This is a genomic window from Methylolobus aquaticus, from assembly GCF_054172105.1.
Genome location: NZ_JBSYXP010000008.1, coordinates 88,157 through 99,739, shown reverse-complemented (window position 1 = coordinate 99,739; position 11,583 = coordinate 88,157). Strand labels below are relative to the sequence as shown.

The following is an 11,583-nucleotide window of genomic DNA, read 5'->3' as shown; positions in this document are numbered from 1 at the left end:
AACACCGATGGCAACCGCGACAACCACCCAGACGGATTTCGACCTGACCGACACCGGCGGAACCTGGCATTGCGTATTGACCGGAAGGCTCGACACCGAACGGTGCGAGCGCATCACGGAACCGTTGCTGTCGCGGCTCCAGGAATCGAACCAGGGCATCACCTTCGATCTCGCCGAGGTTTCGTTCGTCGCGTCATCGTTCCTGCGCTTATGCATACTGGCCAGCCGGGCCGTGGGGGACGGCAACGTCTGCCTCGTAAACACCGCGCCGACCATCAAGAAGGTGTTCAAGATCGCGGGGCTGGACGGGCCGATCCGGATCGACTGACCTGCTCGGCGCCCCATGAGCAGCAATACGCTGGAACTGACGGCGACCAGTCGCATCGAGGAACTGAGCGCCATCGCGGAGCAGACTGCAGCTTTCCTGGAACGGGCCGGTTGCAACCCGAATACCGTATTCGCGATTCAGTTCGCACTTGAGGAACTCTTTGCGAACATCGTGAGTTATGCCTTCGTTGGCGATGATGATGCAGGGTCTGGAACCCATTCGATAGCGATCCGACTGGAGCAGGATACGGGCGGATTCACGCTTACGCTCGAAGACGACGGCACAAGCTTCGATCCGCTATCTGCGCCTGTGCCCGACACCTCTTTGCCAATCGACCAGCGTCCGATCGGCGGACTCGGTCTGTTCATCACGCAGCGTCTCGCGTCCAGCATCCAATACCGCCGCACGAACGGAAAAAACAGGGTGACCGTACGCTTCATCTCCCCCATCGAAGGGGCTTGACCCCAGGCGAGGCAGGATCCTATCCACGCGCTCCCGTGAGGGCCTGCCGCCGCAGCACCAGTAGCGTCACGTCATCCTGCGGTGCGCCGACACAGTGTTGCTTTACGGTCTCCGTTATCCGCGTGCAAAGCGCTTCGGGGGAAGCCGCAGCGTTGCTCCGCAGCAAGGCCTCCAGCCGCTCTTCGCCATACAGTTCACCGCCCGGATCACTGGCCTCGACGACACCATCCGTGTAGAGCACCAGTGTGTCGCCGTCGCCGAGCTGCGCTTGCCGATCGCCGAATTCGGCGTTATCGAACACGGCGAGCAGCGGGCCGGTCGAGTCTCCCAGGACCTCCGGCGTGCCGTCGGACCGGACCACGTAAGGGAGGTTGTGGCCAGCATTCGCATAGGTCAGCCGACCTGTCGGAAGATCATAATGCCCCAGGAACGTCGTCACGAAAACCAACTGGCGATTGTCTTCGAACAGCGCGCGGTTGACCGCGGCCAACGTCTGGGCCGGGCTGACACCCGGCCGGGTGAAGTTCCGAATCGATGTTCGCGCGGCCGCCATGAACAACGCCGCGGCCACACCTTTGCCGGAGACGTCAGCGATCGCGACGACCAAGGTCTCCGGCCCGAGAAGGAAGTGGTCGTAGAAGTCACCCGCAACGTAGCGTGCAGGCACGAACCGCGTGGCGATCTCGACACCCGGGACGACAGGAAACGGCGCCGGCAGCAAGGTCCGCTGGATCTTCAGTGCCACTTCCAGCTCGCTCTCTACAGCCTGGCGCGCGGCCGTCGCCTCGATTCGCCCCGCAACGTTGGCCTTGAGATCCGCCATCATCCGATTGAAGACCATGCTGAATCGGCCGATCTCGTCGCCACCCAGCGGACCGGCAACGCGCGCATCCAGATCACCCGCCGCTGCGTGGCGGGCCGCCTCCGCCAGCGGCACCAAGGGCCTGGTGGCCCGGGCCGAAAGCCAAGCCAAAAGGCTCAGCACGGCGGCCGTTCCGAACGCATACACTACCACCTGTCGCCGCAGCCGGGACCTGACGCTGGCCAGAACGGCCTGTTCGTCCACGCTAGCCAACAAAGCCCAGCCCGTGGCCGGTAGCGGGGCGATCAAGAGCCAGCGCTGTGAACCGCCGGTCGCATCTGCCGGTGGGCGGATAATCCTTTCTCCCTCGCTGCGTTCGCGCCAGCCCGGTTCGAAAACCGGGGCGATCCAGCTGGCGACGAGAGCTGCGGGCAGCGGCTGCACATCGTCCGTGGCGAGGGCCGTGCCGGCCCGATCCGCGATCCAAAAGCCGCCCGACTCGAAGTCCGCATCGCGAAGTACCGATTGCAGTCGCGCGACAGGCACCTCGACGCTGACGGCGCCGTCGAGTTTCGGATGTGACAGCATCGGCGCGACGTAGCTGACGACCGTCCCCGGGACACCACCGACGGCCTGATGCGGCCCCGACCAGAATCCGCTCCGGGCCGCCAGCGCTCGATCCAGCCAAGCCGCCTTGAGGATAGATTCCGTTCTCGGATCGGCAGGCTCGACCGGACCGTCCTCCGGCAGGAGGTACAACCGCAGAGGAGCGGCGGGCCGGGCAGGTTTGCGCCGAAAAGCCAGGACCGACCGGAACGCGAGATTTCGCTCGCCGGCATCGATGCGCAGCAAACGTTCACGCTGCGTGTCGCTGAACTCCGGATTCAAGGCCAATAGGCGAAGCTTCGTCTGCGTGGTCTGTGCGACCTGAGACAAGGCCTGATCGATCCGCACCGCAACCAGACGGGTCAGCGCGCCGAGTTCTCCGCGCATCGCATCGAGTGCCTCATCACGCCCGAGGCGGTACTCGAGTGCGATCACCGCGAACTGCAGGGCCAGCAACGGCAGACCGATACCCCATAACAAACGCGTACGTAGGGAGTGGAAACGGGGAGTCAGCATGCTGCGTAGCAATCAGAACCGTTCCAGGCCAGCAAGATCAGCCTTGGCCAGACCACCCGCCTCGACCGCGTGAGATACACCCGTCACCGTGAATCTAAACCAACTTCGATCTAGCGGCGGTGCTTGCGGACGTAGTTCTGAATCTGGCCGGCAGTGAAATTGCCGCGTCCCGGCACATGATAAGTGCCACCGGGATTGCGCGTGATGCCGTAGGGTAGCTGTTGTCGCGGCGGCTTGCTCCCGCCCTGTGGCGGGGGCACTCCCGGCTGCTGCGCCTGTTTGCGCCCCTGGCTCAGGCCGTACTGGTAGGCCTGCCAACGGCGCCAGTCTTCCTCACGGGCGCGGTTGTAGCCGTAGGAGTAGCCGTTGGACCCGCCGCCATAGCCGTACAGGGGGTAACCATAGCCTCCACGATACCCGCCATAGGCTGGATAACCATAGCCGTAGCCTCCCGGATAGCCACCACCGCCTCCCCAGTTGGACCAGCCGCAACCGGTCAGCATCACCGCTGCGAACAGCGTCGTGAGCGCCGTCATCAACGCCCCGGAGGTCAGTCGTCGTTCCACTGTGGCCACCGCCAACTCGGATTCTCGCAAAAGAGTCCGGTGATGATCGCACGTTTTGCGGTTGGGCTGAATCGGCCCGAAGCAGCGCGCGGCATCGATTTCGATCGCGCCGCTGCCGCATGCGAGCGCGCGGGTGTCGCCGCATCGCATGTCAACGGAATCGCGCAGAACGGGACTCTCGCTCAGCGGCGGATCGAGCCGAACAGGTTCGGCCCAAGAGCTGTCGGGTCTATGCTTCGATCTCCATGAGCACTTCGTTCGGATTGACTCGGTCGCCCTTCTGGATGTGGATGGCGGCGACCAGACCGCTGATTGGCGCCTTGATCTCGGATTCCATCTTCATCGCCTCGGTCACGAGCACGCCGTCCCCGGCGCCGACCCGATCGCCGACCTTGACGAGAATCGCAACGATGTTTCCGGGCATCGTCGTCACGACATCGCCCGGCTTCCGAGGCGCCTTGCGCCCGCCGACAGTGCCGCGCTCGACGCCGCTCAGAACCTCGAGGTCGATTTCCTGCGGCACGCCGTCCAGGGTGATATAGAAGCGCCGATTGCGTTGATCGCTCAGGTTAGCGCCCGTGATCTGGACATCGTAGCTTTCGCCGTGCACCGAGACGCGGAACTCGGTCGGCACCTCCGGCGCCACCGGCACCGCCCGCGACACGGCTTCAGGCGGCACCAGCGCTTCAGGCTGCAAGGTGCCTTCCTTGCGCTCGCGCAGGAAGGTGCGCCCGACCTCGGGGAACATCGCGTACAGCAGCACGTCGGTGTCGGATGTCGCGAGATCGGCAATCTCCGCGCGCAGCTTGTCCATCTCGGGCGGCAACAGGTCGGCGGGCCTGACATCGATGACCGGTTCATGGCCGATCGCGCGCCGCTGCACGTCGGGATTGACCGGGGCTGGTGGCTTGCCGTAGCCGCCTTGCAGATAGCGCTTCACCTCGTTGGTGATCGTCTGGTAACGCTCGCCGGTCAGCACGTTCAACAGGGCCTGGGTGCCGACGATCTGCGAGGTCGGCGTGACCAGCGGCGGATACCCGAGATCGGCGCGCACCCGCGGAATCTCGGCGAACACTTCCTGGATCCGGTCGAGCGCGCCCTGCTCTTCCAGTTGACGCGCCAGATTCGACATCATGCCGCCGGGCACCTGACTGGTCTGCACCCGGCTGTCGACCCCGGTGAATTCGCTATCGTACTGGCGGTATTTGCGACGGATACCGGCAAAATAGTCGGCAATTTCCTGCAGCAGCGTGAGATCCAGTCCGGTGTCGAAAGCCGTGCCCTTCAGCGCGACGACCATGCTCTCGGTCGCCGGATGGCTGGTGCCGCCCGAAAACGGCGAGATCGCCGTATCAATGTGGGTGACGCCGTGCTCGATCGCCTTCAACTGCGACATCTCGGCCAGCCCTGACGTCGCGTGCGCATGCACGAACAGCGGGACATCGACGGCGCTGCTCAGCGCCGCGGCCAGCTCCGCGGCCGCCGTAGGCGTCAGCAGACCTGCCATGTCCTTGATCGCTATACTGTCGGCGCCCATCTGCACCAGTTCTTTCGCCAGCTTCACGTAGCCGGCCAGATCATGCACCGGGCTGACCGTATAGCTCAGCGTGCCCTGCGCATGCTTCCCGGTGGCCTTGACCGCCTCGATCGCGGTTCGCAGATTGCGGCTGTCGTTCAGCGCATCGAAGATGCGGAACACATCCATGCCTTCGGTGGCGGCGTGACGCACGAATTCGCGCACGACGTCGTCGGCATAGTGTCGGTATCCGAGCAGGTTCTGGCCGCGCAACAACATCTGCAGGCGCGTGTTCGGCAGCGCTTTGCGCAACACCCGCAGGCGTTCCCAGGGGTCTTCCTTCAGGAAACGCAGGCAGGCATCGAAGGTCGCGCCGCCCCAGGCCTCCAGCGACCAGAACCCGACGCGGTCGAGCTTGTCGCAGATCGGCAGCATGTCCTCGGTCCGCATGCGCGTCGCGATAAGCGACTGGTGCGCATCGCGCAGGATCAGGTCGGTAACGAATACTTTTCTCATCGGCAAGGCTTCCGGGGGTTACAGGCCGACATGCGCGGCGATCGCGGCGACGGCCGCCAGCACGGCGGCATCGCGACTGCGCTTCAGGGAGTATTGAGTCAGTTCCGGGTGAGCGGCCAGAAAGCCGGTATCGAAGCGGCCGCTGCGAAAATCGGGATGCCGCAGGATTTCCTGGTAGAAGGGCATCGTCGTCGGCACACCGGCAATGATCGTGTCGTCCAGGGCACGCAGGCTGCGCGCGATCGCCTCGTCGAAATTCCGACCCCAGACGATGATCTTCGCGCACATCGAATCGTAGTGCGGCGGAATCTGGTAGCCGGTGTAGATGGCGGTGTCGGTCCGGACACCGGGGCCACCGGGGGCATAATAGCGAGTGATCCGGCCGAAGCTCGGGAGAAAATCGTTGCGCGGATCCTCCACATTGATCCGGAACTGGATCGCGCAGCCGTGCAGTTCGACCTCGGGCTGCGCCAGGCTCAGCGGCAGACCATCGGCGATGCGGATCTGCTCCTTGACGATGTCGAGGCCGGTGATTTCCTCGGTGATCGTGTGCTCGACCTGAACCCGGGTGTTCATCTCCATGAAATAGAACTCGCCGTCCTGGGTCAGCAGGAACTCGATCGTGCCGGCATTCTCGTAATTCACCGCGCGGGCCGCCCGCACGGCGAGTTCACCGACATGGGACCGCTGCTCCGGCGTCAGTTGCGGCGACGGTGCGATCTCGATCAGTTTCTGGTTCCGGCGCTGGATGGAGCAGTCCCGTTCCCACAGGTGAATCGCCTGGCCGTGGCTATCGGCCAGGATCTGCACCTCGATGTGCCGCGGATTGACGATGCATTTTTCCAGGAAAACCTCGGCGCTGCCGAAGGCCTTGGTCGCCTCGGACACGACACGATCGAAGTTCTGGGCCAGTGCGGCGGGTGTATCGCAGCGACGGATGCCGCGCCCGCCTCCGCCGGAGGTCGCTTTCAGCATGACCGGATAACCAATGCGGGTGGCGACGGACAGGGCTTCTTGCAGGCCCGAGACATTCCCCTCGGACCCCGGCGTAACCGGCACCCCGGCCGCGATCATCGCGTGCCGCGCTTCGGTCTTGTCACCCATGCGCCGGATCACGCCCGCACCGGGACCGATGAAGCGGACGCCCCGGTCAGCGCAGATCTGCGCCAGTAGCGGGTTCTCCGACAGAAATCCGTAACCCGGATGGATCGCATCGCAGCCGGTTTCGACCGCCAGGTTCACGATGCGGTGCGGATTCAGATACCCGGCCAGTTCTTCCTGACCGATGCAGTACGACTCGTCCGCCTTTTTGACGTGCAGGCCGAAGCGATCGGCTTCGGAGTAGATCGCGACAGAACGGATGCCCATCTCCGCGCAGGCGCGCAGCACCCGCACCGCAATCTCGCCGCGGTTGGCAATCAGGATCTTGCGGATCATCGCATCAAACTCGCCGCGACGAGACTGAAAACCGGCAGCGATGCGGCAGCGCAATGCGAGATTTCTGCGGCGCCCAACAAACCGAAAACGGGAGGAATCGCCCTTTGCGGAGTGGCGCCTAACGCCATGCAGTAAGGCGCCTCACAAAAAACCCCTGTAATTCTGTCAATTAGAATCATCCGAGGCCTCCACATAGACGATATCCGAAGCTAGGACTACAGTCTATCGACTTCCCTCGCGAGTGGAAAGCGCAAGACGCGGAACCGTTCATGCTGCGACGCAAGAGACCAGAGACGGCATCGGCAGTGGCCATCCGGCCCGTCAGGACGCATCAGCCGCCGAAACCAGCCGCCGGGCGAACGCATCCACTTGGTCCCAATCCGTGAACTCGACCACGGCGGTAGGATCCGTCGGGCCACCGGTCACCCACATGATCATCCGGATCAGCCAGCGGTCGAGCACGCCGTATCGCGGGTAGTCCAGCCGGCCGGCGAAGACTGCGCAGAATTCCGGCTGCCAGGGAATTTTTCGAAGGAAACGCCTCAGATAGGGGTTGGTCGCGGGTTGGTCCTTGCCCAGCTTGCGCGCGACCAGATTTACCGAGAAAAAGGCGCCGCACTTCGCCTTCAGCACCGCGGCGTAGCGCTTGATGTAGGCCATTATCAACGGACTATGCCGCCCATAGCGGATGCTCGCGCCGATCACGACCCGATCGTAGGGGGCGGGATCGACGGCAGGATCATCGGCGATGGAGACCAGCGTCACGGTGTGACCGGCCTGCTCCAAGCGATCACGCAGCCGCTCGCAGATCTTCAGGCATTGTCCGTCGGTGGTCGAATAAAGGATCAGAATTTTGGCCATGGCGTAGGATTGGGGAAGGTGCGATGCGCATCGCTGGCGATCGTATCAGCAAAAACTCCCGATGCGTGCTGCGGAACGAGGCGACAGGTCCCGGCTTGACACGTCTGATGCCAGACCCTGTTGACTGTCCGCGCCGAGTGCCCCGCAACTCGCTGCGCGGCACGCTCCTTCAGGCCGATCCAGGGCGGGGGCCAACGAATACGCTCCGAACATCCTGGCAACTGCGGACCGCGCGGCATTCCGTCGCTGTGGCAGGCTCGCAAGATCGGAACCGAGCCGACTTCACCGCCCCCTCCCGGCGATTGGCTGTGGATTATTCGTCCCAAGGGAAGGAAAAGTCGGGGCCGGAGGGGAATTGGCCGGGAATTCGCCGCGCATCGAGAGGTCAGTCATTGAGCTGTGACGAGGCCGATCGTGGAGCCCGCGCCAGCCGCGCGGCGACCGAACCGATGCACCCCCAATCCCCAGCCATGGGCCAGGGGTGCGGCAGGCGACCGTTATGGCTTCACTGTGAACGCGGCCACCGTGCTGAAACGCCCGCCCGGGGTGGTCACTGTGATATTCCCGGTGGCGGCGCCCACCGGCACCGTGGCGGTGATCTGACTATCGCTATTCACGACGAAGCTTGCGCTCTTGCCGTTGCCGAACAGGACCTCGGTGGTCTGCGTCAGGCCCGTTCCGTTCAGCACGACCGAACTGCCGACCGCCCCGCGATGCGGACTGAAACCTTGCTGCGCCGGCCGTTGCAGAAACGGCTTCAAGGTTTGTGCGGTCCCGGCCGGGGTCATGACCTCGATCAAACCCGTGGCTGCGCCTGCGGGCACGACCGCCGTGAGGTAGTTGGCAGCCGTTCCCGACAAGGGGGCGTCCAATCCGTTGAAGTTGACCGCGGTCGCGCCGCGGACGGCGCCCAGCAACCCAATCGTCTGGCCCACCTTGGCCGTACCCGGCACCGCGCGGATGAAGCTGGGCGCGCCTACGTCGAGACCATAGACCGTCCCATAGTCGTTCGGGCCGCCCTCTCCACTCAAGCCGTAGATCCTGCCGTTCGTATGCACGAAAGGGGTGGCTGTTGGGCGACCACCAGTCGTGGTGGGGTCGAAGCGGGCCTGCACCGTATACTCGCCATCCGGGGTCACCCTGAATAGCACCCCAGCAAGGTCGGAGTTGCCCCCCTGGGCAGTCACGCCGTAGAAGTTGCCATCGCTGCCCTGCACTAACCCGGCATACGGAAAAGCGCCCTGGACTACACTGACGGAACTGTAATCAAAGCTGTGAAGGTTCGTGATGGTACCGGCCAGGGTCAGTTTGAAAACATTCCCGGCGGCATAGGCACCACCCCGCGTCGTGGTGCCGTAAAGATTGCCGTCCGTGCCCTGAATGACTGGGCCGAAGGGCTGGTCGCCATGAATGCCGTCGAAGCTGTAGACCGTCGACAATACGCCGCTGGTCGTGATCTTGAACACGGTGCCGTAATAACCCTTGTCCTCGCCCCCGGATGACGCGGTGCCGTAAAGCGCGCCATCCGTTCCCTGGATCAACGGCGCGTAGGGACGTTGGCCCATGGCGCCATCAAAGCTGTGCAGCACGCTGAAAGCCCCGTCGGCAGTGATCTTGTACACCGTACCCCTATCGTTCGCGCCGCAACCCTGTGTCGTACCATACAGATTCCGATCCGAGGCTAGGATCGGCGGTGAGTACGGCCCGCAGCCATCGGGCGATGCCGTACCGAAGTGGTGCAAGACCGTTACCACGCCGGCAGGGGTCATCTTGAACACCGTACCCGATCCACTGAACAGCGTGCCGTCTCCTCCAGTAACGCCCCCAGCTACCGTCGTACCGTAGAAGTTGCCGTCCCGGCCCAGGGTCAGCCCCCCCCAAGGGTAGCTTCCATTAGTCTCATCAAAGTCGTACAACTTTTTATACGTCCCGCTCGGCGTCAATCTGAAGGCGACACCATACCCGTAGGCGCCACCTTGGTAGGACGTCCCGTATAGGCTCCCGTCGCGGCCCTGCGCGAGCAGACCACTCAGAAAGCCATGCGAACCGTCGCTGCCATTGAAGTCATGCAGACTGGTCAGCGTGGCGGCTGGCGCGGCAGCACCCCACCCGAGCGCCAAAATCACGCCGAGCGTGGCTCGCGCCATTAAGGAGGGCTGGGCCCGCGATCGCGTTCCGGTCATGTTCTTCATGGGGATTGTCCTGGCTTTCAAAGGGGAATAGAGGCATACGCGCACCGACTGCGGCGCGCGAGTTCAGATGATCTTGGAAAAGGCCTGCTGCGGACGATTCGCGGCGAGATAGCCGTCGAAGCTCATTGCGATGGCCCGCAACAGCAGGCGTCCCCGCTCGCAAACACGGAATCCGGTCGGCGTCGGTTCGATCAGACCGTCGCGTTCAAGCGGATGGAGGTTGGCGATCTCGGACGCGAAGTAGCGCTCAAACTCGATGCCGCTCCGTTCGGAAACGGCGGCGTAATCGAGTTCCCCGCGACACATGATGTCCTGGATAACGCTGCGGCGGATCCGGTCATCCGCCGTCATCAGCAGGCCTTTCACGATTGGCAGCTTGCCCTGTTCCAGAGCGGCGCGGTACGGCGCCACCTCCTTGGCATTCTGGGCATAGCAATCGCCGACCTGGCCGATGGACGTCATCCCCAGACCCACCAGATCGCTATTGCCGTGTGTCGAATAGCCCTGGAAGTTGCGTTGCAGCTCACCGCGCTGCTGGGCCTTGACGAGCTCATCGTCGGCCAGCGCGAAGTGGTCCATGCCGATGTACACATAGCCGGCGCCGGTCAGCCGCTCGATCGTGGTCCGGAGAATTTCCAGTTTCACGGCGGGTTCCGGGAGCTGCGCTTCATGGATCAGGCGCTGGGCCCGGAACATCTGTGGCAGGTGGGCATAGCTGTAGACCGCCAGGCGATCGGGGCGCATCTCCAGCACGCGCGCCAGCGTTCGCTCAAACCCGGCAACGGTCTGCAGCGGCAGGCCGTAGATAAGATCCAGCGACACCGAGCCGAATCCGGCATCACGCGCAGCGCGCACGAGCGCCGCGGTATCCTCGGCGGACTGGATGCGGTTCACCGCCTGCTGCACGTCCGCTTCGAAGTCCTGCACGCCCATGCTGATACGGTTGAAGCCGGACTCTGCCAGCGCCACGATATCGGCGGGCGAGACCGTGCGCGGATCGATCTCGATCGAGAATTCGCGGCGCCCGCCCGGGCACAGGCTGAAATTCGCGTTCAGCGCCTCGAACAGCCGGCGCATCTGTTCCCGGTCGAGGTAAGTCGGCGTGCCTCCCCCCAGGTGGAGCTGTTCGACCGTGCGCGTCCGACTGAACAGCGCACCCTGCAATTCGATCTCGCGGATCAACAATCCGAGGTAGTCCTCGGCGCGCTCCGTGTGACGCGTGACGACCTTGCTGCAGCCGCAGTAGTAGCACAACGAGTGGCAGAACGGGATGTGCACGTAGATCGATAGCGGCGCGTCCGGAGCCGCGGCATCGGAACGTCTGACCTCGGCGCGATACTCGGCCTCGCCGAATCCGGGCTGGAACTGCACGGCGGTGGGATAGGACGTGTAGCGCGGGCCGCGGCCGCCGTAGCGCTCGATCAGCGCTGTGTCGAAACTGGGAGTTTGCATGGGCGAAGTTTATCGCGATTCGCGCCGGCCTGCGGCCAATCCTGGCATGGCCTGCGGCGTCACGCGAAGGTCCGTTGCATCGGTCCGACGCCTGCGATCCACGTCACCGTTTTCTGGTGCGGGGCTTCCCACGAGGTCGGCTCCAGCGTCAACGGCACCGTCATCGATCTCACCGTGGCCACCGGGATGCGGCGCACCAATCGATGTAGCAGTAAGGGAAAGACCGACTCCCGTTGGCATGAATCGGCCGCGCCGGGCATGTTTCGTGATGTAAGATTCAGGGAACGCAAGCTTACGATTCTTTTGCTCCGTCTTCTTCCGAGGCCAGC

9 protein-coding genes are annotated in these 11,583 nt (G+C 63.9%); 2 read left to right on the top strand and 7 right to left on the bottom strand.

Going from position 1 to position 11,583, the window contains the following annotated elements; translation table 11 throughout:
* Positions 1-7 precede the first annotated feature (7 nt).
* Both ACW73L_RS12385 and ACW73L_RS12380 read left to right on the top strand, forming a co-directional pair.
* Positions 8-328 (top strand): STAS domain-containing protein, encoded by a 321-nt coding sequence (locus ACW73L_RS12385; protein ID WP_498922380.1) that lies wholly within the window; start codon positions 8-10, stop codon positions 326-328.
* 15 nt (positions 329-343) lie between these two features.
* A complete protein-coding gene (locus tag ACW73L_RS12380) occupies positions 344-790 on the top strand; it encodes an ATP-binding protein (protein ID WP_498922379.1) in 447 nt (148 codons plus the stop codon).
* 19 nt (positions 791-809) lie between these two features.
* Here ACW73L_RS12380 and ACW73L_RS12375 read toward each other — a convergent pair whose 3' ends face one another.
* From ACW73L_RS12375 to hemN, 7 genes are all read right to left on the bottom strand, one after another.
* Entirely contained in the window at positions 810-2,714 is a 1,905-nt protein-coding gene (locus ACW73L_RS12375) for a SpoIIE family protein phosphatase (protein WP_498922378.1), read from the bottom strand.
* Positions 2,715-2,824: 110 nt separating this feature from the next.
* Positions 2,825-3,289, bottom strand: coding sequence for a hypothetical protein (locus ACW73L_RS12370; protein ID WP_498922376.1), 465 nt, complete (start codon positions 3,287-3,289; stop codon positions 2,825-2,827).
* Positions 3,290-3,509: 220 nt separating this feature from the next.
* Positions 3,510-5,312, bottom strand: coding sequence for a sodium-extruding oxaloacetate decarboxylase subunit alpha (gene oadA / locus ACW73L_RS12365; protein ID WP_498922375.1), 1,803 nt, complete (start codon positions 5,310-5,312; stop codon positions 3,510-3,512).
* An 18-nt stretch (positions 5,313-5,330) separates the two neighbouring features.
* The gene (locus ACW73L_RS12360) at positions 5,331-6,749 is read right to left on the bottom strand and encodes an acetyl-CoA carboxylase biotin carboxylase subunit (RefSeq protein ID WP_498922373.1); all 1,419 of its coding nucleotides are present in this window, start codon (positions 6,747-6,749) and stop codon (positions 5,331-5,333) included.
* Positions 6,750-7,070: 321 nt separating this feature from the next.
* Entirely contained in the window at positions 7,071-7,610 is a 540-nt protein-coding gene (hemG, locus tag ACW73L_RS12355) for a menaquinone-dependent protoporphyrinogen IX dehydrogenase (protein WP_498922372.1), read from the bottom strand.
* A 497-nt stretch (positions 7,611-8,107) separates the two neighbouring features.
* Positions 8,108-9,802 carry a choice-of-anchor tandem repeat GloVer-containing protein gene (locus ACW73L_RS12350; RefSeq protein WP_498922370.1) on the bottom strand — a complete coding sequence of 565 codons (1,695 nt, stop codon included), beginning with the start codon at positions 9,800-9,802 and terminating at the stop codon, positions 8,108-8,110.
* 63 nt (positions 9,803-9,865) lie between these two features.
* Positions 9,866-11,254 (bottom strand): oxygen-independent coproporphyrinogen III oxidase, encoded by a 1,389-nt coding sequence (hemN, locus tag ACW73L_RS12345; RefSeq protein WP_498922368.1) that lies wholly within the window; start codon positions 11,252-11,254, stop codon positions 9,866-9,868.
* Positions 11,255-11,583 lie beyond the last annotated feature (329 nt).

What these genes read in the sequence shown, in the direction of transcription:
- oadA (WP_498922375.1), bottom strand. Translation starts at nt 5,312, where the DNA reads ATGAGAAAAGTATTCGTTACCGACCTGATCCTGCGCGATGCGCACCAG.
- ACW73L_RS12360 (WP_498922373.1), bottom strand. Translation starts at nt 6,749, where the DNA reads ATGATCCGCAAGATCCTGATTGCCAACCGCGGCGAGATTGCGGTGCGG.
- hemG (WP_498922372.1), bottom strand. Translation starts at nt 7,610, where the DNA reads ATGGCCAAAATTCTGATCCTTTATTCGACCACCGACGGACAATGCCTG.
- ACW73L_RS12375 (WP_498922378.1), bottom strand. Translation starts at nt 2,714, where the DNA reads ATGCTGACTCCCCGTTTCCACTCCCTACGTACGCGTTTGTTATGGGGT.
- ACW73L_RS12350 (WP_498922370.1), bottom strand. Translation starts at nt 9,802, where the DNA reads ATGAAGAACATGACCGGAACGCGATCGCGGGCCCAGCCCTCCTTAATG.
- ACW73L_RS12380 (WP_498922379.1), top strand. Translation starts at nt 344, where the DNA reads ATGAGCAGCAATACGCTGGAACTGACGGCGACCAGTCGCATCGAGGAA.
- ACW73L_RS12385 (WP_498922380.1), top strand. Translation starts at nt 8, where the DNA reads ATGGCAACCGCGACAACCACCCAGACGGATTTCGACCTGACCGACACC.
- hemN (WP_498922368.1), bottom strand. Translation starts at nt 11,254, where the DNA reads ATGCAAACTCCCAGTTTCGACACAGCGCTGATCGAGCGCTACGGCGGC.